We start from the raw sequence: 25,064 nt of genomic DNA on the forward strand, positions 1-25,064 counted from the left end.
CGGTCAGTCGCGGGGGTCGTGCGGATCGAGCCCGAGCAGCGGGAAGACGGCCCGGCGGGTGGCCGCCACGGCCCGCCCCACCGCGTCCGGCTCGCCGTTGGGTTGCCACGGCTCGTACGCCGGGTCCACGTCGTCGGTCATCCGCAGCGGGATCTCGTGCCCGGGCCGGCGCTTCGCGGCCAGTTCCCGCCAGCCCGGCGGGGTGAGGGTGGCCGGGTCGACCGGCTCGCCGGTGGCCACCGCGAGCAGGTGCGTCCACGCCCGGGGCACCACCTCGACCAGGGCGTACCCGCCACCGCCGGTGGCCACCCAGCGCCCCTCGCACAGCTCGTCGGCGAGCGCCCGCAGGGCCAGGTAGGTGGCGCGCTGCCCGTCGACGGAGAGGTGCAGGTCGGCCAGGGGGTCGAGCCGGTGCCCGTCGGCGCCGCACTGGGTGACCAGGATCTGCGGCCGGAACGCGCGCAGCACCGACGGCACGACGGCGTGGAAGGCGCGCTGCCAGCCGCCGTCGCCGATGCCCGGCGGGAGCGGCAGGTTCACCGCGCTGCCCTCGGCGCCCGGCCCGCCGGTCTCGTCCGGGAACCCGGTGCCGGGGAAGAGCGCCAGCGGGGTCTCGTGCAGGCTGACCGTGAGCACCCGGGGATCCCGGTAGAAGATCTCCTGCACCCCGTCGCCGTGGTGCACGTCGACGTCCACGTACGCGATCCGTTCCGCGCCGAGGTCGAGCAGGCGGGCGATGGCCACCGCCGGGTCGTTGTAGACGCAGAACCCGGAGGCGCGGGCCGGCATGGCGTGGTGCAGCCCGCCGGCCACGTTGACCGCCCGGCGGGCCTCGCCCCGCCACACCGCCTCGGCGGCGGCCACGCTCGCCCCGGCGATCAGCGCGCTGGCCTCGTGCATCCCGTCGAAGACCGGGTTGTCCGAGGTGCCCAGGCCGAAGCCGGCGAAGAGCGGGTCCCGGGGCGCGGCGCGTACCGCGTCCAGGTAGCGGGGGTCGTGCACCCGGGTCAGCAGCGCGTCGTCGGCGGGCTCCGGCTTCACCAGCCGCACCCCGGGCCGGTCGAGCACCCCGAGGTCGCGGGCGAGCGCCATGGTCAGCTCGACCCGGACCGGGTCCAGCGGATGGTCACCCATGTCGTAGGCGAGCAGGGCCTCGTCCCAGACCACCACGGTGTCGTCGGCCATACGGCCATGGTCGCACGCGCGCGCGCCGCACGCGCTGGTCAGGGCGGCGGTGTCGCGCCGGTGGCCACCGGCCGGTCCGGGTCGGCCACCCAGTTGCTCCACGACCCGACGTACAGGGCGGCGTCGGGGCGGCCGGCGAGGTGCAGGGCCAGCACGGCCTGCGCGGCGGTCACCCCGGAGCCGCAGTACGCCCCGACCGGTGTGTCCCGGGCCACCCCGGCGGCGGCGAACCGCTCGCGCAGCGCCGCGGCGGCGGGGAACCGGCCGTCGGTGACGTACTCCGGGGCGGGCAGGTTGACCGCCCCCGGCACGTGGCCGGCGACCGGGTCGACCGGCTCGGTCTCGCCCCGGTAGCGCGGGGCCGCCCGCACGTCCAGCAGCACCCCGGGGTCGGCGGCGGCCAGCCGGGCGGCCTCGGCGGCGTCGAGCACCGGCAGCGCGCCCGGTGCCACGGTGACGTCCCCCGGGGTCGGGCTGGGCGCCTCGGTGGAGACGGGCCGGCCGGCGGCGACCCAGGCCGGGAAGCCGCCGTGCAGCACCCGGACCGGCCGGTGACCCGCCCAGCGCAGCGTCCACCAGGCGCGGGCGGCGGCCATGCCGTCGCCGCCGTCGTACACCACCACGGGGTGACCGGCGCGGACGCCGGCGGACCGGAGCGCGGCCTGCAGGGCCGCCGGGTCGGGCAGCGGGTGCCGCCCGGCCGTGCCGGGCGGGCCGCACAGCTCGGTGTCGAGGTCGACGAAGACGGCGCCGGGCAGGTGCCCGGCGAGGTAGTCGTCCCGGCCGGGCGGCCCGGCCAGCCGCCAGCGCACGTCGAGCAGGACGGGCGGGTCGGCGTGGTCGAGTTCGGCGGCGAGCCGGTCGGGTTCGACCAGCAGGTCAGCGGTTCCGGACATGCGGTCCAGTCAACACCATCCGGGTAGCGACCTCGCGGTTCGGCGGCGGCCGATCGTCGCTGGTCCGGGGTAGCATCGATCGCTGGGAGGCCACTGATCGTGAAGCACGACCTTGTTGACACCACCGAGATGTACCTGCGCACCATCCTCGAGCTGGAAGAGGAGGGGGTGCCGCCGCTGCGGGCCCGGATCGCGGAGCGGCTCAAGCAGAGTGGCCCCACCGTCAGCCAGACCGTCGCCCGGATGGAGCGGGACGGCCTGCTCACCGTCGAGGGCGACCGGCACCTGACGCTCACCGGGCTGGGCCGCAGCTCCGCGGTCTCGGTGATGCGCAAGCACCGGCTGGCCGAGCTGCTGCTGGTCAACGTGATCGGGATGCCCTACGAGGAGGCCCACGAGGAGGCCTGCCGGTGGGAGCACGTGATGAGCGACGCGGTGGAGAAGCGGGTCTACGACCTGCTCAACCGCCCGACCCGCTCGCCGTACGGCAACCCGATCCCGGGGCTGGAGGAGCTGGGCGAGGCCGGGCAGCCGGAGACCGAGCCGGCGGAGGGCGAACGGAACCTGGCCTTCCCAGGGCTCTCCGGTCAGGTCGTGGTGCGGCGGATCTGCGAGAGCGTGCAGACCGACGCGGACGTCCTGCGCCAGTTGCACGCGGCCGGCGTCGACCCGGGCGCCACGGTCACCGTGGCCCAGGAGCGCGACGGGGTGTCCATCGACCGCTCCGGTGACCGGGTCCGGCTGCCCCGCGAGGTGGCCTCCCGGGTGTTCGTCGCCGCCCGCTGACCCGGCGGTTTCCGCCCGTTCGCGGGTCCGCGGTGCGGCGGCAGGCCCTGGAAGGCGACCCGCTCGCCGGCGCCGCGGGTCCGGCCGTTCGCTGATCCGGCGGTCAGAACTTGCGGGTGTCCAGCGCCTGGGCCAGGCCGACCAGCCGCGCCGCCATCTTCTCCGCCTGCGCCGCCGTCCCGCTGCGCGGGCCGGTCCACCGCAGAGTGATCAGCCGTCCCTCGGTGGCGAGCCAGCCCACCTCGGCCGCCGGGCCGGCCCGGCCCGCCTTCGGCAGGGTCTGCTTGTAGGCGATCTTTCCCAGCTTGGTGACCTTCTTCGCGCCCCGGGGCAGCACGTCCATGGTGAAGCCCGAGGTGTCGATCGAGGTGTCGGTGACGGTGAGGGTCAACTCCGGCAGCAGGGCGCGCTCGGCGCGTACCACGCAGGTGTGCGTGTCGCCCTTGTCCACCGCGGCGGCCACGTCGAACTTCCCGCCGGTGTGCTTGCTGATCACCGAGAAGTCGAGCAGCCGGCAGGCGCCGCCCGACGAGGCCGCCGCCATCTCGACCGTGGCCGGTTCCGCCGCCGGCACCGCCACCCGCGGGGCCTCCGCCGCACAGCCGGCGGTCAGCAGTACGGCGACAGCGGCGAGCCCGGTCCTGGCGTGCACGTGGGAGACCTCCGCGGTTGTCGGCGGGGGGCGCCCACCGGATGTCCGTCGGACACCGTACGGCCAACCCCGCCGGCGCGGAAGACCCGGGGCGTCAGTCGGTCACGTACGGGCAGTGACGGCAGCCGCGGCCGCAGCAGGTGCCCCGGCGGGCCAGGAATCCGGCGGTGAGCACGAACAGGCCGGTCGCCGGGTCGAGGTAGCCGGCCTCCCCGGCGGCGAGGGCGGCGGCGTGCGCGGCCAGGATCCGCGCCCGGTCGGGGTGCTCGGGCGACAGCCGGGACGGGTGCGGCTCGGTCAGCGGCCGATCCGCCAGGGGTCGTCGCTCTCCGGTCACCCGGCGAGTCTACGGAGACCGGCCCGGCCGGACGCCGAGCCCGGCCGGAGGCAGCATCCCCGCTGGCCGGACGACGTCGAGGGGATGTCGCCGACGGCTCAGCCGCGCCGGGCGAACGTCTCGGCGACCGCCGCCCGCTCCGCTCCCCCGGCCAGCAGCATCCGCAGCAGCACCTTCGCCTTGTACGGGTCGAGCAGCCCGCCCCAGATCAGGCCGCGCCGCGCCAGGTCGGTCTCCGAGCCGACCGCGCCGTAGGTATGCCGCAGCACCGACCCGGCGCCGGTGCGCGAGGTCAGCACCACCGGAATCCGTTCGGCGAGCGCGCCGAGCACCGGGGCGAACGGGGGCGGCACGTGCCCGACCCCGAAGCCGGCCACGACCAGCCCGTCGAGGCCGGCGGCGAGCCGGTCGAGCAGCGCCGGGTCGTCGTCGAGGGTGACGGTGTGCAGCGCCACCCGGGTGGCGGCGAGCCGGTCGGCGTCCACCGGTGGCAGCGGGCTGTGCCGGGACGGCCGGGTGAGCAGGCGTACCTCTCCCTCGATCACGTGGCCGAGCGGGCCGGCGTTCGGCGAGGCGAAGGTGGCCGTACTGGTGCTGTGGGTCTTGCGGACGAACCGGGCGGCGTGGACCTCGTCGTTGAGCGCGACCAGCACGCCGAGGTCCCGCGCGGCCGGCGCGGCGGCGACCCGGGCGGCGGCGAGCAGGTTCGCCGGGCCGTCCGGCCCGGCGAGGGTGGGGTTGCGCATGGCGCCGGTGAGCACCAGCGGCGCCGGGTGCGGCCAGACCAGGTCGGCCAGGAAGGCGGTCTCCTCCAGCGTGTCGGTGCCCTGGGTGACCACCGCGCCGGTCGCTCCGGCGGCCACCGCCGCGCCCGCCGCGTCGACCAGGTCCAGGATCTGCCGGTACGACAGGGCGGCGCTGGGCACCGCCTCGACGTCGCGCACGTCGAGCGGGATCTCGGCGAGCCCGGGTACGGCGGCGGTGAGGTCGGCGCCGCTGAGCCGGCTGACCACGCCCTGCGCCCCGGTCCCGGCCATGGCGATCGTGCCGCCGAGGGTGTAGAGGGCGATGCTCACGTGGTTCCTTCCGCCGGGCGACCTCAGCCGATCAGGAACCCTAGCCTCCGCGCCGCCCGGATCCCGGCCTGGCCCGGACCGGGCACGATCCGGCCCAAATTGTGGTGCCGGGCATCGGGTGTCGGGTTACCGTGCCGGGTCGCCGCATGATCTTCGAGGGACGGGCAGAGCAGTGCCGCAGCAGCTCACGCAGGACCGGACCACCGGCACGTCGCTCTGGCGGAGCCGGAACTTCCTGCTGCTGTGGAGCGGCCAGACGGTCAGCGAGGTCGGCACCCGGATCTCCGGGGTGGCGGTGCCGTTGTTGGCGGCGGACGTGCTCGACGCCACGGTTTTCCAGATCTCCCTGCTGACCGTTCTCGCCTGGCTGCCGTACCTGATCTTCTCGCTGCCGGCCGGGGTGCTGGCCGACCGGGTCGACCAGCGGCGGCTGATGATCGGCTGCGACCTGGGCCGGGCGGTGCTGCTGGCCTCGGTGCCGGTGGTCGCGCTGGCCGGTCACCTCAACCTGGCGTTCCTGTACGCCGTGGTCGGGCTCTCCGGGGTGCTGACCGTCGCCTTCACGGTGGCGTACCGGAGCACGCTGCCCCGGCTGGTGCCGGCCGACCGGCTGGTCGACGGCAACGCCAAGCTGGTCACCAGCCAGCAGGGCGCCGAGCTGGCCGGCCCGACGGTGAGCGGGGTGCTGATCGGGCTGGTCGGTGCGGCCCGGACGTTCGTCACCACCGGCCTCGCCTTCGTGGTGAGCGCGGTCACCCTGCTGCTCATCCGGACCGCCCCGGAGTCCGCACCGGCCGCCGGCGGCCGGGTGACCCTGCGGGCGGCGCTCGGCGAAGGGCTGGGATTCATCCGCCGGGAGCCGATCCTGGTGAAGCTCCTGGGCACCACCAGCGCGGCGAACTTCTTCGTGATGGCGGCCAGCTCCATCGAGGTGCCGTTCCTGCGCCGCGAACTGCACGCCGCGCCGGTGGTGGTCGGGCTGGTCTTCTCCGCCGGAGCGGTCGGCGGGGTGGTTGCCGGCGCCCTGGCCGCTCGGGTCGCCCGCCGGCTGGGCACCGCCCGGGTGATCTGGGTGGCGATGGCCGCGCCCGGTCCGCTCTACCTGCTCATCCCGCTGGCCCGTCCGGGGTGGGGCGTGCTGCTCTTCGCGGCCGGGTACGCGGCCTTCTCCGCGAACACGGTGCTGTTCAACGTGGCGGCCGTCTCCTACCGGCAGCGGGTCACCCCGGCCGGGCTGCTCGGCCGGGTGAACGCCGCTTTCCTGTGGATCTGCTACGGGGTCATCCCGCTCGGTGCCCTGCTCGGCGGCGCGCTCGCCAGTCACCTCGGGCTGCGTACGGCGCTGCTGGTCTGCGTGCTCGGCATGTGGAGTGCCGCGTTGTTCGTGGTCTGTTCGCCGCTGCGCCGGATGCGGGACTTCGCCGCCGGCTGAGAACAGGCAAGATTTTTCCGCACCGCTGTCGAATCCGGCCCGACCCGTCCGTCGGTGAGGCAGAAGAGGGAAACGACAACCGCAAGGAGAATCCGATGGCCCAGTACGCAGTCCTCGTCTACTCGCCCGCGCCCGCCGACCCGATGCAGCTGACCCCGGACTACGTGGCCCTGCTGGAGCGGTACGGGGACCAGGTCGCCGAGCTGGGCGGGCAGATCGTCACCGGCTTCGCGCTGCAGCCGAGCACCACCGCCACGGCGATCCGCGGCGACGTGGTCACCGACGGCCCGTTCATCGAGGCCAAGGAGGTCGTCGCCGGGTTCTTCATCCTGGAGGCGCCGGACCTGGACGTGGCCCTGAAGATCGCCAAGGCGAACCCGGCCACCATCGACGGCGGGGTCGAGGTCCGGCCGCTCTTCCAGCCGCCGGCCGAGTGAGCGACCCCGCCCCCGAACCCGGCGTGACCGCCGAACGCGGCGTGGCCGCCGAGCGGGCCGTCGCCGCCGAGCGGGCCGTGGCGGACGCGCACCGTCGCGAGTGGGCCTTCGTGCTCGCCGCGACGGCGCGCGTCGCCGGTGACCTCGACGTCGCCGAGGAGTGCGTGCAGGACGCGTACCTGGCCGCGCTCGCGGCGTGGGCGCGCGACGGCGTACCCGACAAGCCCGCCGCCTGGTTGACCGCCACGGCCAAGCGCAAGGCCCTCGACGTGCTGCGCCGCGACAAGGTGTTCCGGTCGAAGATGCCGCTGCTGGTCGAGCCGGTGACGGTCGAGGTGCCGGTCGAGCCCGGCGAGGACTCGGTGCCCGACGACCGGCTGCGCCTGGTGTTCACCTGCTGCCACCCGGCGCTGGCCCGGGATGCCCAGGTGGCGCTGACCCTGCGGCTGGTCTGCGGGGTGAGCACGGGTGACATCGCCCGGGCGTTCCTGGTCTCCGAGACGACCATGGCCGCCCGGGTCACCCGGGCCAAGAAGAAGATCGCCGCGGCCCGGATCCCGTACCGGGTGCCGGAGGCCGCCGAGCTGCCCGAACGGCTCGACGCCGTGCTCACCGTGATCCACCTGCTCTACACCACCGGCCACACCGCGCCGACCGGTGCCGACCTGGTCCGCGTCGACCTGGTCGAACGGGCGGTGCACCTGACCCGGATGCTGCTGGCCCTGATGCCCGACGAGCCCGAGGTACGCGGGCTGCTGGCGCTGCTGCTGCTCACCGACGCCCGCCGGGCCACCCGCACCGACGAGGCCGGGCGGCTGCTGGTGCTGGCGGATCAGGACCGGTCGCGCTGGGACCGGGCCGCCATCGTCGAGGGCAACGACCTGGTGCTGGGCGCGTTCCGGACCGGTCGGGTCGGCCGGTACGCCCTCCAGGCCGCCATCGCCTCGCTGCACGCGGTCGCCCCCAGCTACGCCGCGACCGATTGGCCACAGATCGTCCGCCTCTACGACGAGCTGCGGAAACGCTGGCCGTCGCCGGTGGTCGCGCTGAACCGAGCGGTGGCGGTGTCGATGGTGGACGGCCCGGCGGCGGCCCTCGCCGAGGTCGACGCCCTGGCGGCCGACCCCCGGCTGGCCGGCTACCACTACCTCCCGGCGATCCGCGCCGACCTGCTGCGCCGCCTCGACCGGCCGGCGGAGGCGGCGACGGCATACCGGGCGGCGCTGGATCTGGTGGACAACGAGGCCGAACGCGACTTCCTCACCGCCCGCCTCAGCGAGGTCACCGCCGCCGGTTGATCATGACGGTGTTGTTCGCCGGACCGCGTCGGGGTCGAGGGGCAGGGGCGGCCCGAACCAGGTGATCGCCTGGCCGTGGCCGCGGGTCCAGGCCAGCGGCGTCCCGTCCAGCGCGAGCACGTTGTGGTGGGCGTCGCCGGGCGGGGCCGGCAGTCCGTCGTGGGCCAGCACGTCCGGGGCCTCGTTCGCGATCCAGTGCCCGGCCAGCCCGCGGACCACCTCGACGAACTCGTCGCGCCGCGGCTTCGGCACCTGGTAGAGCACCGAGGTGTGGAACACCACCAGGGTGGCGTCGGGCGGCGCCTGCGCGGCCAGCGCCGGCAGGTCGTCGACGAGGTCACCCCGGACGAGCAGCGGCGGATCGGTCGCGGCCACGGCGGCGGCCGCCCGCAGCCGGTCGCGCCGGTGCGCGTGCTCCGGCCAGATCAGCGCGTCCAGCCAGGCGACGTCGGCCGGATCGGTGACGTCGAGCGGGTTCAGGTCGAGCCCGGCCCGCCACACCACCTCGGGCCGGCGCTGCGGTGGGGCGGCGCCGTCGAGCACGCAGTCGAGCACCGGAGCGCCGTCGAGCAGGTGGTCGCCGTAGCGGTAGCCGTACCGGTCGGGGTAGAGGCAGAGGCCGGCGGAGGCGCCGACCTCCAGCAGGGCGAGCGGCTGCGGCAGCGACGCCAGCACCGGCAGGAGTACGGCACACCGCCCGGCCTCGTTGGTCTGGGTCGCCCGGACCCGCATCTCCGCCTCGATCGCCGGCCAGGTGGCGACCACGAAGTCGTGGAACGCCGCCGGGTCCTCGACCGGGCCGCCGAGCAGTCGGACCACCCCGAAGAGCAGGTTGGGCTGCCGCTTGGCCGGCGGCAGCGCGCCGAGCCGGGCGAGCACCTCGGCGTCCCCGGCGACCGCCAGCGCCAACCGCTCGTACGTCGGTGACACGCCGCGAACCTCCCGGGCGGCGAACCGGGCGTACGCCTCGACTGTCGACATGCCCCGAGCATCCCAGCCCGCCACCGACACCGACCGCCCTCGGCGTGGTGACCTTCATCGCGCCTCGACATCCCTCGCCTGCCATGCCCCACCCCGCACACCCCGGCGCCCGCGCCTGCCGCGCCCGCCCACCGCCCACACCCCGCGCCCACACCCCGCGCCGCACCCGCGCCCCGCGCCCGAGCCCGAGCCCGAGCCCGAGCCCGGAGATCTTGGTAGGAAACGGCCCCTCTAGGGGCCATTTGCTACCAAGATCTACTCCGGCTCCGCCATGTGGACGGCACTTCTCAATTTGCGGGAGATAGATGAGCGGGGCAGGTGCATGCTCCGGTTGCCTTCGAGACGCCACTCCGGGCTGCATCGAGACGCCGGCACGGTACCTGGCGACGCCGAGGACACCGGGCCCGGTACGTGGCGACGCCGTGGACACCGGGCCCGACGCGTGGCGACGTCAGACCCGGGGGTTGCGTGGAGTGGCGGGCGCGCCTGGCGGGAGAGGTCAGGCCCGGTTCGGGAGGGTCGGGCGCGGTGGGAGGCCAGCCCGATGAGAGAGGCCAGGCACGGTAGGAGGCCAGCCGGATGGGAGGGGTCAGGCTCGGTTGGGGTGGCGGGCGGTGGCCACGGTGCGGCGGGCGTCCCGCCAGGCGATCAGGGCGGTACGGATCCGCGGCGACGAGACGTCCTCCCCTCGGCGTCGGGCGCGTAACTGGTCGACCAGCCAGGCCGGGGCGTGCGCCTGCTCGACGGCCCGGGACTTGCTGAGCAGGTCACCGTGCCGCAGCGCGTGCCGGCCCCGTGCCATCGAGGTGAGCCCGAGGTCGGCCAGCGCCGGGTCCAGCCAGAGCCACGGGCGTCGGGCCGCCCAGGCCCAGTAGCCGGTCAGCTCGGCGCGCGCGGCGGCCCGTACGTCGTCGTCGCTCATCGGCGGCAGGACGTCGCGGGGCGGGCGGCCGAAGACGGCGTACCCGTGCCGTACCAGCTCCGCCCGCGTGATCCCGGAGAGGATGCGCCGCACGAGCAGGCCGTGCGTCCAGGTTGGATGCCGGAGCTGAACGTCGGCGACAGTCGCGCCGTCGACGTACACACAGCCCAGCTTGAGCCCCGCGCCGGCCCCCGCGTCGACGCGGCGGTGCAGGGCGGCGAGGGCGTCCTGTCGGGGCGCGTCGACCGGGCCGTCGGTCAGCGCCACCAGGTCGAGGTCGCTGACGCCGGGACGGTGGTCGCCGGTGGCCAGCGACCCGGCGACCAGGAGGTCGGTGACCCAGCCGAGCGCGGCCAACTCCCGGCCGAACTCCGGCACGACGGGCGGCGCGGTCACCATGCCGGCAGTCTATGAACGCTCCTGCGGATTCCGCCGACCCGAGGCTGCCGCCGGGTGCCGGCGCCGACCCGCCCTCGGCGGGACTTGTCGACGCGGACAGCCGGTTACCCTCGTGACCATGATCGAAAAGGTGAGGGTCGCGGTCGTCGGGGTCGGCAACAACACCTCCGCGCTCGTACAGGGAATCGCCTTCTATCGGGCGACCGGCAGCCTGGTGGGCATCCACCGCCCCGAGATAGCGGGGCTGGGCGTGGCCGACGTCGAGGTCGTCGCGGCGTTCGCCCGCTCCGACGGCAAGATGGGCCGGGACCTGCACGAGGCGATCTTCGTACCGCCCAACAACTTTCCCCGCCTCGACGTCGACCTGCCGCCGTCCGGGGTGCTGGTGCGGCGCGGCCTCGTGGACTCGACGGAGGTCGAGCGGGTGGCGGAGGCCCTGACCGGGGCGGAGGTGCTGTTGTACTCGGCGCCGAGCGGCCGGCCGGACACCGCCCGGGCGTACGCGGAGGCGGCGCTGGCCGCGGGGGTGGCCTTCGTCAACACCACCTCGGACCCGGTCGCCCGGGACCCGTCCCTGCTCCGGCGGTTCACGGATGCCGGCCTGCCGCTGCTCGGCGACGACCTGGCCAGCCAGTTCGGCACGTCCGTGGTGCACCACGCGTTGCTACGCCTGCTCCAGGAACGCGGGGTCACGCTGACCAGTTCCTATCAGGTCAACCTGGGCGGTACGGAGGACTTCCGCAACCTGGTGGAGAACCCCAACACCAAGGGGCAGTCCAAACTGAACGCTCTCGGGACCGACCAGGTTCAGGTCGCTCCCCTCGGCTACCTTCCGCACCTGCGGTCGCAGAAGATCGCCCACATCAACATCGAGGCGCAGGGGTGGGGCGGCACGGCGGTGAGCCTGGACCTGCGGCTGAAGGTGCACGACCCGAGTGGCGCCGCGGGGGTCAACATCGACCTGCTCCGGATCGCCGCCAGCGCGCTGCGCGCGGGCCGCGGCGGCTACCCGCCGGAGGTCGCGTCGCTCCTGAAGTCCCCACCCGGCACGGCGATCTGAGCCGCATGCCGGCAGCCTAGGAACGCTCCCGTGGTTTCCGCCGAGCCGAGATCTCCGCCAGGTGCTGGCGCTGGTGCAGTCGCACCATCTCGTCCCAGACCTCCTGGTCGTAGTCCGGGTCCGGCGGGATCCACTTGTGTGACCCGTCGCTGTAGTGGAACCGCTCGTCGCCGCGCCGGATGATGCTCACCGGACCCATCCCAGGAACCGTCGGTGCAGCAGCCCGGCCGGCACCCAGGTCAGATCCTCAGCCGCCCACACCAGGTAGGAACCCATGTAGAGGGCCAGCGAGACCGGCGTGCCCGCGAACTCCGCCCGCAGCTCGTCGCGCCGGGTCGCGCAGGGCCACGGACCGCCGCAGCCGCCGCAGGTCCACACCGGCAGGACCGGGCCGTGCGTGGTCACGCCAGGCCGTCCAGGAAGCGCCGGGTGGCGACGCGAGCATGCCAGCGGCAGGCCCATTCGGCCTGATAACAGGGGTACGGAGCCAGCCGCGCCCACCACCACCGGCAGCCGACGCAGAGGCCGTCGACGCCGGGCAGGTGCACGGACAGGACCTGCTCGGCCTGACCCTCGATCACGCCTGCTCCTCCCCCGGCCAGTGGCCGCGTCGGATCGGGATGCGGTGCCGGGCGCGGCAGGGCAACTCCGCGCCGCACCGGCAGGTCCGGCGCCACAGCCGCCACGACCACACCGGACGGTGCCGGCGGGCCAGCGTCAGCGCGGCCGCAAGCAGGTAGTCGTCGTACGACACCCGCTTCGGCATCCGTTCTCCCTTCCATCCCCTACTTCGCATCCCCACGCAGGGGTTGACGATCTGTAAGTGACGATTGTACAGGGGAGGACGCCCTTACGTTCAAGCCGTGAAGCGACCACGCTTGTACGGACCCGGCGAGTTGGCCTCGGTGTTCGGCGTGTCGCGGCAGCGGGTCCTGCAAATCACCCGCAGACCGGGCTTTCCCGAGCCCATCGCCCGTTTGATCGGGATGACCGTCTGGGACGCCGACGAGGTGGACGAATGGGCGCGGCACAACCGACCGCCCCGCCCGACTGACGGCGCCGAGGACCGCTGACCGGGACCTCCACAAGCGGAGATACGACGAGCCCCTGCCCGGTCGGGCAGGGGCTCACTCACTCTTGGCTAGCGTCCCGAGGACCTTCTCATACGCTCTTCGCAGACCCTCGTTCTGCTGTTACCGGGAGCTGCCCCGACCCCACTCAGGGGTCGGGGCAGCTTTACCTGTGACGTCAGCTGCAGCCGCTGGTGGAGCCGCAGCCCTCACAGACGTAGCAGCTACCGGCCGGCCGCATCTTCGTACCGCAGGTGAAGCAGAGCGGCGCGTCCGCGGCCTTGCCGATCACGGCCTCCAGCAGTTCGGTGCTGGAACCCACCGACGGCGCCGGCTTGACGGCGGCCACCTCGGCGACCTCCTGCTTGGGCTGGGCGACCGCCTTCGGCTCGGGCGCTTCGACCGGGGCGGAGGCGGCCATCGCGGTGAGGTCCGCACCGCTCGCCTCCGCCTCCGCCTCGGCCGCGAGCTGGGCGGCCCGCTCCTTGGCGGTGAAGATGCCCAGCTCCGCGCGGCGCTCGTACGGCAGGAAGTCCAGGGCCAGGCGACGGAAGATGTAGTCCATCACCGAGGCCGCCATCCGCACGTCCGGGTCGTCGGTCATGCCGGCCGGCTCGAAGCGCATGTTGGTGAACTTGCTGACGTACGTCTCCAGCGGGACGCCGTACTGGAGACCGATGGAGATGGCCACCGAGAAGGCGTCCATCACGCCGGCCAGGGTCGAGCCCTGCTTCGACATCTTGAGGAAGACCTCGCCGAGACCGTCGTCCGGGTAGGACGAGGCGGTGAGGTAGCCCTCGGCGCCGCCGACCGAGAAGGAGATGGTCTCCGACGGGCGCTTCTTCGGCAGCCGCTTGCGCACCGGCCGGTACTCGACGACCTTCTCCACGACCTTCTCGGCCGCGGCGGCCGGGGCCTGGGTCTCGGCGGTGGCCTTGTTCGGCTTGGCCACCGACAGCGGCTGGCCGACCTTGCAGTTGTCCCGGTAGATCGCCAGGGCCTTGAGGCCGAGCTTCCAGCCCTCGAAGTAGATCTTCTCGACGTCCTCGACGGTCGCCTGCTCCGGCATGTTGACCGTCTTGGAGATGGCGCCGGAGATGAACGGCTGGACCGCCGCCATCATCCGCACGTGCCCCATCGGCGCGATCGAGCGCTCGCCCATGGCGCAGTCGAAGACCGGGTAGTGCTCCGGCTTCAGGCCCGGGGCGTCCACCACGTGGCCGTGGTCGGCGATGTGCTCGACGATCGCCTCGACCTGCTCCTCGGGGTAGCCGAGGCTACGCAGGGCGCGCGGCACGGTCTGGTTGACGATCTGCATCGAGCCGCCGCCGACCAGCTTCTTGAACTTGACCAGGGCCAGGTCCGGCTCGACACCGGTGGTGTCGCAGTCCATCATCAGGCCGATGGTGCCGGTCGGGGCGAGCACGCTGGCCTGCGAGTTCCGCCAGCCGAACTTGTCACCGACCTTGTTGCCGAGGGTCCACTGCTTGGTGGCCTCGCGCTGGATGGCGGTGGCCACCGTGCCGGTCGGCTTGATCGTGTCGTTGGCGGCGGCGTGCTTGCGCATGACCCGCTTGTGCCCCTCGGCGTTGCGGGCGTAGCCGTCGTACGCGCCAACGATGCCGGCCAGCTCGGCCGAGCGGCGGTACGCGGTGCCGGTCATCAGCGAGGTGATCGACGCGGCGACCTCCCGGCCCTGCGCCGAGTCGTACGGCAGGCCGGAGGCCATCAGCAGCGCGCCCAGGTTGGCGTACCCGATGCCGAGCTGCCGGTAGGCGCGGGTGGTCTCGCCGATCTTCTCGGTCGGGAAGTCGGCGAAGCAGATCGAGATGTCCATCGCGGTGATGACGAACTCGACCGACTTGACGAACTTCTCCACCTCGAAGCCGCCGTCGGCACGCATGAACTTCATCAGGTTCAGCGAGGCCAGGTTGCACGAGGAGTTGTCCAGGTGCAGGTACTCCGAGCACGGGTTCGACGCGGTGATCCGCCCGGTCTCCGGGCAGGTGTGCCAGTCGTTGATCGTGTCGTCGTACTGCAGGCCGGGGTCGGCGCACTCCCAGGCGGCCTGGGCGATGCTCCGGAACAGGTTCTTGGCGTCGATCGTCTCGATGACCTGGCCGTCGAGCCGGCCGCGCAGGTCGAAGCCGCCGCCGTTCTCCACCGCGGTCATGAACTCGTCGGAGACGCGGACCGAGTTGTTGGCGTTCTGGTACTGCACGCTGACGATGTCCGCGCCGCCCAGGTCCATGTCGAACCCGGCGTCGCGCAGCGCGCGGATCTTGTCCTCCTCGCGCGCCTTGGTGACCACGAACTCCTGGATGTCCGGGTGGTCCACGTCGAGGATGACCATCTTCGCCGCGCGCCGGGTGGCCCCGCCGGACTTGATGGTGCCGGCGGAGGCGTCGGCGCCGCGCATGAAGCTGACCGGGCCGGAGGCGTTGCCGCCGGAGGAGAGCAGCTCCCGGGAGGAGCGGATCCGGGACAGGTTGACGCCGGAGCCGGAGCCGCCCTTGAAGATCAGCCCCTCCTCCTTGTACCAGTCGAGGATCGAGTCCATGGAGTCGTCGACGGCCAGGATGAAGCAGGCGCTGACCTGCTGCGGCGACGGCGTGCCGACGTTGAACCAGACCGGCGAGTTGAAGCTGAACACCTGGTGCAGCAGCATCCAGGTCAGCTCGTGGGCGAACACCTCGGCGTCGGCCGAGGTGGCGAAGTAGCCGTACTCCTCGCCGGCGGTGCGGTAGGTGTCGACCACCCGGTCGATGAGCTGCTTGAGCGACCACTCCCGCTCCGGGGTCCCCACCGCGCCCCGGAAGTACTTGGTGGTCACGATGTTGGCCGCGTTGACCGACCAGGACTCGGGGAACTCCACCCCGCGCTGCTCGAAGTTGATCGAGCCGTCCCGCCAGTTCGTCATGACGACGTCGCGGCGCTCCCAGGCGACCTCGTCGTAGGGGTGCACCCCCTCGGTCGTCCAGACCCGCTCGATCTTCAGCCCGGCCCCGGCCTTGTTCCGTGACTTGCTGGTCGTCACGCCCTCGCCCCCCTCGTCAGCGCGGTCACCCACCGCGCATCGTCAACTGTCAGAAATCCGCAGAAACTCAGCTTGTCCGGCCGGCCTCGGCCGGCTCCGCCCCGGCGCCCTCCCGGGCCCGCGCGGCGGCCCGCAGCGTCTCGATCTCGCGCTCGAAGTCGGCGAGCGAGTCGAAGGACCGGTAGACGCTGGCGAACCGCAGGTAGGCCACCTCGTCCAGGTCGCGCAGCGGGCCCAGGATGGCCAGCCCGACCTCGTGGCTGGGGATCTCGGCGGCCCCCTTGGCCCGGACGGTCTCCTCGACCTTCTGCGCCAGCAGCGCGATCGAGTCGTCGTCGACCGGCCGGCCCTGGCACGCCTTGCGCACCCCGCCGATGATCTTCGTGCGGCTGAACGGCTCGGTCACCCCGCTGCGCTTGACCACCGCGAGCACCGCCTCCTCGACGGTGGTGAACCGCTTGCCGCACTCCGGGCAGGACCGCCGCCGCCGGATGAGCTGGCCGTCGTCGGCCTCCCGCGAGTCGACCACCCGGGAGTCGGCGTGCCGGCAGTACGGACAGCGCATCGCCTGACCTCCTTCTTCGCTCGCGAGCCACACCGGGCCGCCTCCGGGCACGCGGGACCGCGGCGGTGCCATCTCTCGATGACCCCCGCCGGATCGGCGTACGGGAGTGCGGTCGGTAACCGGACCCAACCTGTAGGCGACTTACGCCCGTGTAACCACTACATCTAGGGGTCGACCGTATGCCGTCGCACTAGCGAGGTCAAGTTGGTCGGCGTGTCCGGCGCGTCATCAGAATCACGCGCCGGGACGCCGGGTCGCCGACCTCACCGAGGAGCCCAACGGCCGGCCGCCGCCGGGGTCACGGGAGCCGACGATAGAACATGCGTACGAGAGCGACGTACCATTTACCAGAACAGGCGTTCGGAAATCCAGGATTTCGGTGCGACACGCCGACAACAGGTCGTACAGATGTTTGAAAATGACCGATCTCACCTATACGGTCAACAACGACCGGGCGGGACGGATTCCGTCCGACCGGTCGGCAGCGCACCTGAGCACGCACCACGAGCCGACGAGGCACCCAGCGCCGACCAGGGAGGACGGACGTGACCGAGGACCGGGCCAGCCGGCAGAAGAACCCGCAGTCGATCGACGGGGCGGGTCCGCCGGCGACCCGTCGACCCCGCACCGCGCGCAGCCGGGCCGCCCAGCCCGGCGTGCGACCGGTCACGCCGGTGGTCAGCAGCTTCCCCGACCCGGTGACGGTCGACCTCACCGCGCGGCAGCGCCGGATCCTGGAGTTCATCCGCACCTGGGTGGAGCGCCACGGCTACCCGCCGAGCGTGCGTGAGATCGGCGAGGCGGTCGGCCTGGTCTCCCCGTCCAGCGTCGCCTACCAGCTCAAGGAGCTGGAGAAGAAGGGCTTCCTGCGCCGCGACCCGAACCGGCCGCGCGCGGTGGACGTCCGCTCCCCCGGCGACGTCGACGACGAGGCGGCCCGCGCCCAGCGGCCCACCCCGGCGTACGTGCCGATGCTCGGCCGGATCGCCGCCGGTGGCCCGATCCTCGCCGAGCAGGCCGTGGAGGACATCTTCCCGCTCCCCCGCGAGCTGGTGGGCGAGGGTGAGGTCTTCATGCTCCAGGTCAAGGGTGACTCGATGCTCGACGCCGCGATCTGCGACGGCGACTGGGTGGTGGTCCGCCAGCAGCCGACCGCCGAGGCCGGCGACATCGTGGCCGCCATGCTCGACGGCGAGGCGACCGTGAAGACCTACCGGCGGCGCGACGGGCACGTCTGGCTGATGCCGCAGAACCCGGCCTTCGACCCGATCCCCGGTGACGACGCCACCATCATGGGTCGCGTGGTCGCCGTGCTCCGCCGGATCTGACGACCCGAAAAAAGGGGTGACCGCCGGGCCGGCGGTCACCCCTTTTTCGTCGTCTCAGTAGCGGTCGCCCCGGTACTCCCGGCCGCCGGAGACCTGGCCGTACTGGCCCCGGTCGCCGTAGCCACCGTCGCGCCGGCCACCGCGCGGATCCCGGTAGTCCGGTTCGCGGCGCGGCGGCTCACCCCGGCCCCCGCCGTAGCCGCCGCCACCCTGCTGGCCGCCGCCGTAACCGCCGCCCGGGCGACCGCCGCCCTGCTGGGGCCCGCCCGGTGGGCGGCCACCGCCGTACACCCCGCCGCCACGGCCGCCGCCGGGCTGCCCGCCGTAGACCCCGCCGCCGGGCCGGCCGCCGTTGGCCGGCGCACCGCCGTAGACCCCGCCCTGGCCGCCGTAGACCCCGCCGCGGGGCGGGACGTCGGGCCGGTTGACCGGCGGCGCGAAGCCGGGATTGACCGGGAAGTCGTCGTCGCGCTGGTCGGTCGGCTCGGCGCGCGGCGCCGGCTTGCGCCGGGCCCGCAGGATGCCGAAGATGCCCGCGCCGACCAGGAGCGCGCCGAGCACGCCGACGGCCGCGATGAGGTACGTGATCTCGTCGAGGCTGAGCCCCTCGATCCAGGACTTCTCGGCGGCCGGCTTCGGGCCGCCCTTGCCCACGTTGGGCAGCGCCTCGACGCCGGTGGTGGCCGGCGTGTAGCTCAGGATGTCGATCGGGTCGCTGTCGTCCAGCTGGCCGCCGTCGGAGACCGTGACGAAGGACTTGCCGTCCGGCGTGTAGGCGATGGCCTCACCGAACGGGTCCGCGAGCGGGGTGACCCGGGGCTTGCCGGAGGTCAGCGCGGCGACGATGTTGCCGCCGGTCACGTCGAACTCGAAGGCGTCGGCGTAGGTGCGCAGCACCACCTTGCTGCCATCGAGCGAGCGGGCCGCGCCGGTGATCAGCAGCCGGCCGGGCGAGCCCAGCTTGTTGTCGGTGTTGGTCTTGGGGAGGGCGACCTCGCCGACCTTCTTCATCGGGACCGGCACGGGATCGCCGCCGGTCTTCAGCTTCGCCGTCGGGGTGAAGATCTCCGACTTGCCGGACAGCTCCTTGGTGATCACCAGCGGCAGGTTGTCGTTGCCGACCAGCAGCGCCTCGGCGTCGTGCGGCTCGTTGCCCGGGTAGGTCAGCCGGTGCAGCACCGGCTTCCTGGACCCGTTCAGCGGCATCGTCCAGACCGCGACCCGGTCCCGCCGGGTCTTGCTCTCGACGTTGTCACCGGTGTCGGCGATCCAGAGCGTCTTCTTGTCCGGTCCGACGGCCAGGTCCTCGGTGTCGCGGGGCCCGGGATCCGGGTATCGGACCGGGTCCTTGGCGATCTCGCACTTGGTGTCGAGGAAGAAGATCCGCTCGCGGCTGTCGTCCTCGGTGCCGTCGTTGATCACCACGTAGCCGCTGGCGGTGGCCACCAGGCCGGACAGCTCCCGCAGTCGCTTGTCCTCGACGGTGCACTTCTTCTTGGGAACCGCGGCCCGCGCGGGGGCCGCGGCCGGTGCCGCCGAGGCGAGCCCGGCCGGCGCCACGACAGCGCCGACCAGGCTGAGCGCGATCGTGACCGAGGAGACAGCGTGCCGCATGCCGCCCAGTGTCGCACGACCCGCGTTTCGGGCGGGTGACCCGCCGGAGGGCTCAGCCCCCGACGCCCACCCGCTCGTCCGTGGTGAGCCGGTCCCCCGCCCGGTACGGCGCCAGCTCGGCGGCGAGCGCCTGACCGACCCGGACGTGCACCAGGGTGCCCTCGGGCAGGTGCGCCGTGCTGAGCACCTCGCCCTGCCGGTGCACCCGGGCCACCAGGTCACCCCGGTCGTACGGGAGCACCGCCCGGACCTCGACGGCCGGCCGCGGCAGCCGCTGCTCGACCGCCTCGCGCAGCCCGTCGATCCCGCGCCCGCTGTGCGCGGAGACGAAGACCGCCTCCGGCCAGAGCCGCTTGAGCCGCAGCAGGGTCTCCTCGTCGGCGGCGTCGGTCTTGTTCACCACCAGCAGCTCCGGCAGCCGGTCGGCGCCCACCTCGGCGAGCACCTCACGAACCGCGCGGACCTGCTCCTCCGGGTCCGGGTGGGTGCCGTCGACCACGTGCACCACCAGGTCGGCGTCGGCGACCTCCTCCAGCGTCGAGCGGAACGCCTCGACGATCTGGTGCGGCAGGTGCCGGACGAACCCGACCGTGTCGGAGAGCGTGTAGAGCCGCCCGTCGGACGTGGTGGCCCGGCGGGTGGTCGGGTCCAGGGTGGCGAACAGCGCGTTCTCCACCAGCACGCCCGCCCCGGTCAGGCGGTTGAGCAGGCTGGACTTGCCGGCGTTGGTGTAGCCGGCGATGGCCACCGCGGGCACCGAGTTGCGGGTGCGCCGGGCGCGCTTGGTCTGGCGTACCGTCGCCATGCCCTTGATCTCGCGGCGCAGCCGCGCGATGCGGTGCCGGATGCGCCGCCGGTCGGTCTCCAGCTTGGTCTCACCGGGACCGCGCAGGCCCACGCCGCCGCCGGCGCCACCGCCGCGACCGCTACCACCGGTCTGCCGGGACAGCGTCTCGCCCCAACCGCGCAGGCGCGGCAGCAGGTATTCGAGCTGGGCCAGCTCGACCTGCGCCTTGCCCTCCTTGCTCTTGGCGTGCTGGGCGAAGATGTCGAGGATCAGGGCGGTCCGGTCGACCACCTTGACCTTGGTGCGCTGCTCCAGGTTGCGCAGCTGCGACGGGGACAGCTCACCGTCGCAGATGACCGTGTCGGCGCCGGTCGCGAGCACCACCGCGCCCAGGTCGTCGACCTTGCCCCGACCGATGTACGTGGCCGGGTCGGGCCGGTTGCGCCGCTGGATCAGCCCCTCGAGCACCTGCGAGCCGGCCGTCTCGGCCAGCGCCGCGAGCTCGGTGAGGCTGTTGTCGGCGTCGTCCTGGGTCCCCTCGGTCCAGACGCCCACCAGGACGACCCGCTCCAGCCGAAGCTGGCGGTATTCGACCTCGGTGATGTCGCTGAGCTCGGTGGAGAGGCCGGGGACCCGCCGCAGTGCCTGTCGCTCCGACAGCTCGAACTCGCCGGTGGTGGCGTCGAGCTCGTCGTCCTCGTAGGGACGGTAGGTCTCCTGCTCTCGCAAATCGCGACTCCTGTCCGTTATGTCTATTGCCGGGGCATTTCCCGTTCGCATGAGCATCCTGACATGTAGCAACGCCGGGCGCACCCGCTATATGCCCGTGGCGCTACTAACCGGTAGCGAGCCCGGATACCGGCCCACCTGGGCGGGCGAGTAGAAATGCCAGGCGAACCGCTCAGCGCTGACGGAGGAGTTCCACGTGGCCAATACCCGACTGCCGAGTGCCGGATTCTCGATCACGATCCGGATCGCGGTACCCGCGGACGCCTCCTCCATCGGCCGGCTGACCACCGCGGCCGGTGAGGCCGGCGCGATCGTCACCGCCCTCGACGTGGTCGACTCCGACCCCGCGTCCGTGATCGTCGACCTCACCTGCGACACCGCCGACGCCACCCACGCCGACCAGGTGGTCGACGCGCTGACCGCGCTCGACGGCGTGGACGTCCGCAAGGTCTCCGACCGAACCTTCCTGCTGCACCTCGGCGGCAAGATCGAGGTCAGCTCGAAGGTGGCGCTGCGCAACCGCGACGAACTGTCCCGGGCGTACACCCCCGGGGTGGCCCGGGTCTGCCAGGCGATCGCCGAGAACCCGGCCGACGCCCGCCGGCTCACCATCAAGCGCAACACGGTGGCCGTGGTCAGCGACGGCTCCGCGGTGCTGGGCCTGGGCAACCTCGGCCCGGCCGCCTCGCTGCCGGTGATGGAGGGCAAGGCGGCGCTGTTCAAGCGCTTCGGCGGGGTGGACGCCTGGCCGGTGGTGCTGGACACCCAGGACACCGACGAGATCGTGTCGATCGTCAAGGCGATCGCGCCCGCGTACGGCGGGATCAACCTGGAGGACATCGCGGCGCCGCGCTGCTTCGAGATCGAGGCCCGGCTGCGCGAGGCGCTGGACATCCCGGTCTTCCACGACGACCAGCACGGCACCGCGATCTGCGTGCTGGCCGCGCTGACCAACGGGCTGCGCGTGGTGGGCAAGCAGCTCAGCGACGTCCGGGTGGTGGTATCGGGCGCCGGCGCGGCCGGCACCGCGATCATGAAGCTGCTGCTCCGCCAGGGTGTGGGCGACATCATCGCCTCCGACCGCCGGGGCGCCCTGCACCGCGGGATGCCCGACCTCAACCCGGCCTGGCAGTGGCTGGCCGAGAACACCAACAAGGAGAACTACGCCGGCGACCTGGCCGGCGCGCTGCGCGGCGCGGACGTGTTCATCGGGGTGAGCGCACCGAACCTGCTCACCGGCGAGGACATCGCCACCATGGCCAAGGACTCGATCGTCTTCGCGCTGGCCAACCCGGACCCGGAGGTCGACCCGCGGGAGGCGCGCAAGTACGCCGCCGTGGTCGCCACCGGCCGCTCGGACCAGCCGAACCAGATCAACAACGTGCTCGCCTTCCCCGGCGTCTTCCGCGGCATGCTCGACGCGCACGCCGAGGAGTTCACCGAGGAGATGGCGATCGCCGCGGCCCGGGCCATCGCGGACGTGGTCGGCGAGGACAAGATCAACCCGACGGTGATCGTGCCGAGCGTCTTCGACGCCCGGGTCGCCCCGGCGGTCGCCGCCGCCGTCCGCGCCGCCGCCCAGAACCCCGCCGCGACGCCGCCGCCGGCCGCCGACCCCGGCCCCGCCGACCTCCCCGAGATCGCCGCCAACGCCAGCGCCACCCCCTGACGCCGCCGGCGGGCCGGCCTGCCCGTCGTACCGGCTCGCCCGCCGTGCCGTACGGCCGGCGTGACGCGGTCCGGCCCGCGCGTGGCGTGGCTGGCTGGGGGCGCGGCCGACGCCCGCCGGGCGCGGCCGGCTCCGGCGTGACGCACGCGCGGGCAACGCCGGCGGGCGCTGGGTGCCGGACGGCCCCGGTCAGGGAAGCAGGGCAGACGCGGTGACCTCGCCGGTGGCGACCAGGACGGCGGGGCCGGAGAGCCAGCAGGAATCGGCGGTCACCGTGACGGTGAGGCGTCCCCCCGGCACGTCCACCGTCACCGTCCCGGTGTCGAGGCCGGCGTCGCGCAGCGCCACCGCGGCGACCGCGCAGGCGCCGGTGCCGCAGGAGAGCGTCTCGGCCGAGCCCCGCTCGTAGACCCGCATGAGCACGTGCCCGTCGGTCCCGTCGACCGGCTCCCCGGGGGCGGTGAACTCGACGTTCACCCCGGCCGGGAAGACCGACGGGTCCACCTCGGGGGCCCGGGTCAGGTCCAGGGCGGGCAGGTCCAGGCTGGCGGGCAGGGCGCAGACCAGGTGCGGGTTGCCCACGTCGACCGCCGCGCCGGGCAGGGTCAGGCCGCCGATGGTGGCGGTGGCCGCGTCGTACAGCCGGGGGCGGCGCATCTCGACGGCGACGGCCTCGCCCTCCACCCGGGCCCGGACCAGGCCGGCCCGGGTGGCCAGCGGCAGCGCCCCACCGGACGGCGTGGCCAGCCCGGTGGCCAGCAGGTAGCGGACGAAGACCCGGGCGCCGTTGCCGCACATCTCCGCGAAGGAGCCGTCGGAGTTCCAGTAGTCCATGAACCACTCGGCCTCGCCGGCCAGCGCCGCGCCGTCCGGGTGCTTGGCGGCCCGCACCACCCGCAGCACGCCGTCGCCGCCGAGGCCGCGCCGCCGGTCGCAGAGCGCGGCGACCAGGCCGGGCGTCAGGTCGAGGGCGCCGTCCGGGTCGGGCAGGATGACGAAGTCGTTGCCGGTGCCGTGGCCCTTGGTGAACTCCACGCCCCCATCATCGCCGATGCTCGGCGACCACCCGCAGCGCAGTGTCGGAAAACGCGGGCGACGCCGAGTCCAGCCAGTGGATGCGCGGGTCGCGCCGGAACCAGGAGCGCTGCCGCCGGACGAACCGCCGGGTGGCCCGGATCGTCTCGTCGTGCGCCTCGACCTCGGAGATCTCCCCGGCCAGGAAACGCAGCACCTGCTGATAGCCGAGCGCCCGGCTGGCCGTACGCCCCGCGGGCAGGCCGCGCCCGACCAGATCCCGGGTCTCGGCGACCAGGCCGTCGGCCCACATCCGGTCGACCCGCAGCGCGATCCGCTCGTCCAGCAGCGCGGTGTCCAGGTCCACCCCGAGCTGCACCGACGGGTAGTACGGCGTGGGCGCGGGCAGCGCCGCGGTGAACGGGGCCCCGGTCAACTCGATCACCTCCAGCGCCCGGACGATCCGCCGCCCGTTGGTCGGCAGGATGCTCGCCGCCGCCGCCGGGTCGGCCGTGGCGAGGCGGGCGTGCAGCGGGGCCGGGCCGGCCTCAGCCAGCTCCGCCTCCAGCCGCTCGCGAACCGCCGGGTCGGTGCCGGGGAACTCGAACTGCTCCAGCACCGCCCGCACGTACAGCCCGGAGCCGCCGACCAGCAGCGGCACCCGGCCCCGGGCGAGGATGCCGTCGACCGCCGCGCGGGCCAGTTTCTGGTACTCGGCGACGCTGGCCGGCTCGGTCACCTCCCAGATGTCGAGCAGGTGGTGCGGCACGCCGTCGCGCTCGGCCGGGGTCAGCTTCGCGGTGCCGATGTCCATGCCCCGGTAGAGCTGCATCGAGTCGGCGTTGACCACCTCGCCGTCGAGGGCGTGCGCCAGGGCGATGCTCAGCGCCGACTTCCCGGCCGCGGTCGGCCCGAGCACGGCGACGACGGTGCCGGTCATGCGCGCGCCCAGTTCGCCACGAAGTAGGCAACGCCGTACGGGGCCTGCCGGTAGCTGAGGTCGCCGCCCCAGTCGCCGCCCGCGGCGCGCGCCGCGCCGGCCAGCACCTGCCACGGCGCCCGCCCGGCCACCCGCAGCTCCGCCGACAACCCGGGGTCGAGGTCGAGCAGGGCCCCGGCGTCCGCGCCGGCCAGGGCCGCGGCAACCCCCTCGTCGTACGCGGGCGCGCGCGGATCGTCGTAGCCGGGCGCCGTGACGCCCCGGCAGGCCGAGCCGTCCCCCAGCACCAGCAGCGCGACCCGGTGCTCCGCCTCGGCGACGAGGGTCGCCCCCAACTCGGCGCACTCGGCCGGCGGGGCGTCGGCGGCAACCGACCGGGCGAACCGGGGCAACTCGGTCCCGGACCGGCTCACCAGCCAGGCGCCGATGGTCAGGCTCAACGGCAGCCGTTCGGCCCCGGCGCAGTTCACCTTCCAGAGCCGCACCGGCCGGTCCAGCCCGTACTGCCGCAGTGAGCCGGAGTCGGCGGCGTTGAAGCGGGCGGTCGCCGGCCCGCCGCCGAGCAGCACGATCACCTCGGGGTCGGCGGCGAGCAGCCGGGCCACGGCGGCGTCCGCGGCGGAACGGAGGTCGTCCAGCTCACCGGCGGCGGCGCCGGCCAGTTCCGGCACGAGCAGGGGCGGGTGGGGGCAGACGGCGGCGGCGACCAGAGGCACTCGTTCAACCTATCCGTACCTACCGGAGCGTCCCCGCGCCGATCCGGTCATCGCGGCGGTACGACACCGTATGGTCACGGTCGACGACAGGCGCTCGACACGGACCGGGTCGGACCTGTGACAATGCCGGGAGT

The 25,064-nt window shown here is 73.6% G+C and carries 26 protein-coding genes; 8 read left to right on the forward strand and 18 right to left on the reverse strand.

Features of this window, described 5'->3' with window-relative positions; translation table 11 throughout:
* Positions 1-3: 3 nt before the first annotated feature.
* Together AB0I11_RS07350 and AB0I11_RS07355 are read right to left on the reverse strand one after the other, a co-directional pair.
* Entirely contained in the window at positions 4-1,185 is a 1,182-nt protein-coding gene (locus AB0I11_RS07350) for an acetoin utilization protein AcuC (RefSeq protein ID WP_357314772.1), read from the reverse strand.
* A 38-nt stretch (positions 1,186-1,223) separates the two neighbouring features.
* On the reverse strand, positions 1,224-2,081 hold the full coding sequence (locus tag AB0I11_RS07355; RefSeq protein WP_357314774.1) for a sulfurtransferase: 858 nt from the start codon (positions 2,079-2,081) through the stop codon (positions 1,224-1,226).
* Between the two features lie 99 nt (positions 2,082-2,180).
* Between AB0I11_RS07355 and AB0I11_RS07360 the strand changes: the two genes are divergently transcribed.
* Positions 2,181-2,867, forward strand: a complete 687-nt coding sequence (locus tag AB0I11_RS07360; protein ID WP_357314776.1) for a metal-dependent transcriptional regulator — start codon at positions 2,181-2,183, stop codon at positions 2,865-2,867.
* 103 nt (positions 2,868-2,970) lie between these two features.
* Here the strand turns inward: AB0I11_RS07360 and AB0I11_RS07365 are convergent, their stop codons facing one another.
* The 3 genes from AB0I11_RS07365 to AB0I11_RS07375 form a co-directional block, all read right to left on the reverse strand.
* Positions 2,971-3,519, reverse strand: coding sequence for a hypothetical protein (locus tag AB0I11_RS07365; RefSeq protein ID WP_357314778.1), 549 nt, complete (start codon positions 3,517-3,519; stop codon positions 2,971-2,973).
* Positions 3,520-3,613: 94 nt separating this feature from the next.
* Positions 3,614-3,856, reverse strand: coding sequence for a DUF5522 domain-containing protein (locus tag AB0I11_RS07370; RefSeq protein ID WP_357314782.1), 243 nt, complete (start codon positions 3,854-3,856; stop codon positions 3,614-3,616).
* 98 nt (positions 3,857-3,954) lie between these two features.
* Positions 3,955-4,932 (reverse strand): asparaginase, encoded by a 978-nt coding sequence (locus AB0I11_RS07375; RefSeq protein WP_357314784.1) that lies wholly within the window; start codon positions 4,930-4,932, stop codon positions 3,955-3,957.
* A gap of 172 nt (positions 4,933-5,104) precedes the next feature.
* On the opposite strand from AB0I11_RS07375, the gene AB0I11_RS07380 reads away from it, so the two are divergent.
* From AB0I11_RS07380 to AB0I11_RS07390, 3 genes are all read left to right on the forward strand, one after another.
* Positions 5,105-6,364 (forward strand): MFS transporter, encoded by a 1,260-nt coding sequence (locus AB0I11_RS07380; protein WP_357314787.1) that lies wholly within the window; start codon positions 5,105-5,107, stop codon positions 6,362-6,364.
* Between the two features lie 95 nt (positions 6,365-6,459).
* On the forward strand, positions 6,460-6,801 hold the full coding sequence (locus tag AB0I11_RS07385) for a YciI family protein (RefSeq protein WP_357314789.1): 342 nt from the start codon (positions 6,460-6,462) through the stop codon (positions 6,799-6,801).
* A 110-nt stretch (positions 6,802-6,911) separates the two neighbouring features.
* Complete coding sequence (locus AB0I11_RS07390; RefSeq protein WP_357315096.1) at positions 6,912-8,099, forward strand: DUF6596 domain-containing protein; 1,188 nt, start codon at positions 6,912-6,914, stop codon at positions 8,097-8,099.
* On the opposite strand, the gene AB0I11_RS07395 is transcribed toward AB0I11_RS07390, so the two are convergent.
* Together AB0I11_RS07395 and AB0I11_RS07400 are read right to left on the reverse strand one after the other, a co-directional pair.
* Positions 8,100-9,080 (reverse strand): DUF2332 domain-containing protein, encoded by a 981-nt coding sequence (locus tag AB0I11_RS07395; RefSeq protein ID WP_357314791.1) that lies wholly within the window; start codon positions 9,078-9,080, stop codon positions 8,100-8,102.
* A 589-nt stretch (positions 9,081-9,669) separates the two neighbouring features.
* Positions 9,670-10,401: a nucleotidyltransferase domain-containing protein gene (locus tag AB0I11_RS07400; protein ID WP_357314794.1), complete on the reverse strand. Its 732-nt coding sequence runs from the start codon at positions 10,399-10,401 to the stop codon at positions 9,670-9,672.
* A 118-nt stretch (positions 10,402-10,519) separates the two neighbouring features.
* On the opposite strand from AB0I11_RS07400, the gene AB0I11_RS07405 reads away from it, so the two are divergent.
* Positions 10,520-11,461, forward strand: coding sequence for an inositol-3-phosphate synthase (locus tag AB0I11_RS07405; RefSeq protein WP_357314795.1), 942 nt, complete (start codon positions 10,520-10,522; stop codon positions 11,459-11,461).
* 16 nt (positions 11,462-11,477) lie between these two features.
* On the opposite strand, the gene AB0I11_RS07410 is transcribed toward AB0I11_RS07405, so the two are convergent.
* The 4 genes from AB0I11_RS07410 to AB0I11_RS07425 are packed head-to-tail and all read right to left on the reverse strand — an operon-like array spanning position 11,478 to position 12,227.
* A complete protein-coding gene (locus AB0I11_RS07410; RefSeq protein ID WP_357314797.1) occupies positions 11,478-11,651 on the reverse strand; it encodes a hypothetical protein in 174 nt (57 codons plus the stop codon).
* Complete coding sequence (locus AB0I11_RS07415; protein ID WP_357314799.1) at positions 11,648-11,866, reverse strand: hypothetical protein; 219 nt, start codon at positions 11,864-11,866, stop codon at positions 11,648-11,650. The genes AB0I11_RS07410 and AB0I11_RS07415 overlap by 4 nt, the downstream gene beginning before the upstream one ends.
* Positions 11,863-12,042 (reverse strand): hypothetical protein, encoded by a 180-nt coding sequence (locus AB0I11_RS07420; protein WP_357314801.1) that lies wholly within the window; start codon positions 12,040-12,042, stop codon positions 11,863-11,865. The genes AB0I11_RS07415 and AB0I11_RS07420 overlap by 4 nt, the downstream gene beginning before the upstream one ends.
* Complete coding sequence (locus AB0I11_RS07425; protein ID WP_357314803.1) at positions 12,039-12,227, reverse strand: hypothetical protein; 189 nt, start codon at positions 12,225-12,227, stop codon at positions 12,039-12,041. The genes AB0I11_RS07420 and AB0I11_RS07425 overlap by 4 nt, the downstream gene beginning before the upstream one ends.
* 139 nt (positions 12,228-12,366) lie before the next feature.
* Between AB0I11_RS07425 and AB0I11_RS07430 the strand changes: the two genes are divergently transcribed.
* Positions 12,367-12,534 (forward strand): DNA-binding protein, encoded by a 168-nt coding sequence (locus tag AB0I11_RS07430; protein WP_357315099.1) that lies wholly within the window; start codon positions 12,367-12,369, stop codon positions 12,532-12,534.
* A gap of 175 nt (positions 12,535-12,709) precedes the next feature.
* Here the strand turns inward: AB0I11_RS07430 and AB0I11_RS07435 are convergent, their stop codons facing one another.
* Positions 12,710-15,601, reverse strand: coding sequence for a vitamin B12-dependent ribonucleotide reductase (locus tag AB0I11_RS07435; protein ID WP_357314806.1), 2,892 nt, complete (start codon positions 15,599-15,601; stop codon positions 12,710-12,712).
* A 34-nt stretch (positions 15,602-15,635) separates the two neighbouring features.
* Positions 15,636-16,133 (reverse strand): transcriptional regulator NrdR, encoded by a 498-nt coding sequence (gene nrdR / locus AB0I11_RS07440; protein WP_357314808.1) that lies wholly within the window; start codon positions 16,131-16,133, stop codon positions 15,636-15,638.
* Between the two features lie 545 nt (positions 16,134-16,678).
* Here nrdR and lexA point away from each other — a divergent pair.
* Entirely contained in the window at positions 16,679-17,461 is a 783-nt protein-coding gene (gene lexA / locus AB0I11_RS07445) for a transcriptional repressor LexA (protein WP_357314810.1), read from the forward strand.
* A gap of 54 nt (positions 17,462-17,515) precedes the next feature.
* Here lexA and AB0I11_RS07450 read toward each other — a convergent pair whose 3' ends face one another.
* Positions 17,516-19,075: a hypothetical protein gene (locus AB0I11_RS07450; RefSeq protein ID WP_357314813.1), complete on the reverse strand. Its 1,560-nt coding sequence runs from the start codon at positions 19,073-19,075 to the stop codon at positions 17,516-17,518.
* A gap of 52 nt (positions 19,076-19,127) precedes the next feature.
* Entirely contained in the window at positions 19,128-20,591 is a 1,464-nt protein-coding gene (hflX, locus tag AB0I11_RS07455) for a GTPase HflX (protein WP_357314816.1), read from the reverse strand.
* A gap of 196 nt (positions 20,592-20,787) precedes the next feature.
* Here hflX and AB0I11_RS07460 point away from each other — a divergent pair, with 196 nt between their 5' ends.
* Complete coding sequence (locus tag AB0I11_RS07460; protein WP_357314819.1) at positions 20,788-22,260, forward strand: NAD-dependent malic enzyme; 1,473 nt, start codon at positions 20,788-20,790, stop codon at positions 22,258-22,260.
* A 189-nt stretch (positions 22,261-22,449) separates the two neighbouring features.
* Here the strand turns inward: AB0I11_RS07460 and dapF are convergent, their stop codons facing one another.
* From dapF to AB0I11_RS07475, 3 genes are read right to left on the reverse strand one after another with little or no spacing between them, the layout of a single operon-like run.
* Entirely contained in the window at positions 22,450-23,295 is an 846-nt protein-coding gene (gene dapF / locus AB0I11_RS07465) for a diaminopimelate epimerase (protein WP_357314821.1), read from the reverse strand.
* A gap of 7 nt (positions 23,296-23,302) precedes the next feature.
* Positions 23,303-24,214 (reverse strand): tRNA (adenosine(37)-N6)-dimethylallyltransferase MiaA, encoded by a 912-nt coding sequence (gene miaA / locus AB0I11_RS07470; protein WP_357314823.1) that lies wholly within the window; start codon positions 24,212-24,214, stop codon positions 23,303-23,305.
* Positions 24,211-24,930 carry a hypothetical protein gene (locus AB0I11_RS07475; RefSeq protein WP_357314826.1) on the reverse strand — a complete coding sequence of 240 codons (720 nt, stop codon included), beginning with the start codon at positions 24,928-24,930 and terminating at the stop codon, positions 24,211-24,213. Before AB0I11_RS07475 ends, miaA begins: the two co-directional genes overlap by 4 nt.
* Positions 24,931-25,064: the final 134 nt, after the last annotated feature.

Origin of the sequence: Micromonospora sp. NPDC050495, from assembly GCF_040655175.1 — a bacterium.
Lineage (GTDB): Bacteria > Actinomycetota > Actinomycetes > Mycobacteriales > Micromonosporaceae > Micromonospora.

Coding starts and splice junctions, on each gene's coding strand:
- AB0I11_RS07350 (WP_357314772.1), bottom strand. CDS start 1,185: ATGGCCGACGACACCGTGGTGGTCTGGGACGAGGCCCTGCTCGCCTAC.
- AB0I11_RS07355 (WP_357314774.1), bottom strand. CDS start 2,081: ATGTCCGGAACCGCTGACCTGCTGGTCGAACCCGACCGGCTCGCCGCC.
- AB0I11_RS07385 (WP_357314789.1), top strand. CDS start 6,460: ATGGCCCAGTACGCAGTCCTCGTCTACTCGCCCGCGCCCGCCGACCCG.
- AB0I11_RS07395 (WP_357314791.1), bottom strand. CDS start 9,080: ATGTCGACAGTCGAGGCGTACGCCCGGTTCGCCGCCCGGGAGGTTCGC.
- AB0I11_RS07400 (WP_357314794.1), bottom strand. CDS start 10,401: ATGGTGACCGCGCCGCCCGTCGTGCCGGAGTTCGGCCGGGAGTTGGCC.
- AB0I11_RS07405 (WP_357314795.1), top strand. CDS start 10,520: ATGATCGAAAAGGTGAGGGTCGCGGTCGTCGGGGTCGGCAACAACACC.
- AB0I11_RS07425 (WP_357314803.1), bottom strand. CDS start 12,227: ATGCCGAAGCGGGTGTCGTACGACGACTACCTGCTTGCGGCCGCGCTG.
- nrdR (WP_357314808.1), bottom strand. CDS start 16,133: ATGCGCTGTCCGTACTGCCGGCACGCCGACTCCCGGGTGGTCGACTCG.
- AB0I11_RS07450 (WP_357314813.1), bottom strand. CDS start 19,075: ATGCGGCACGCTGTCTCCTCGGTCACGATCGCGCTCAGCCTGGTCGGC.
- miaA (WP_357314823.1), bottom strand. CDS start 24,214: ATGACCGGCACCGTCGTCGCCGTGCTCGGGCCGACCGCGGCCGGGAAG.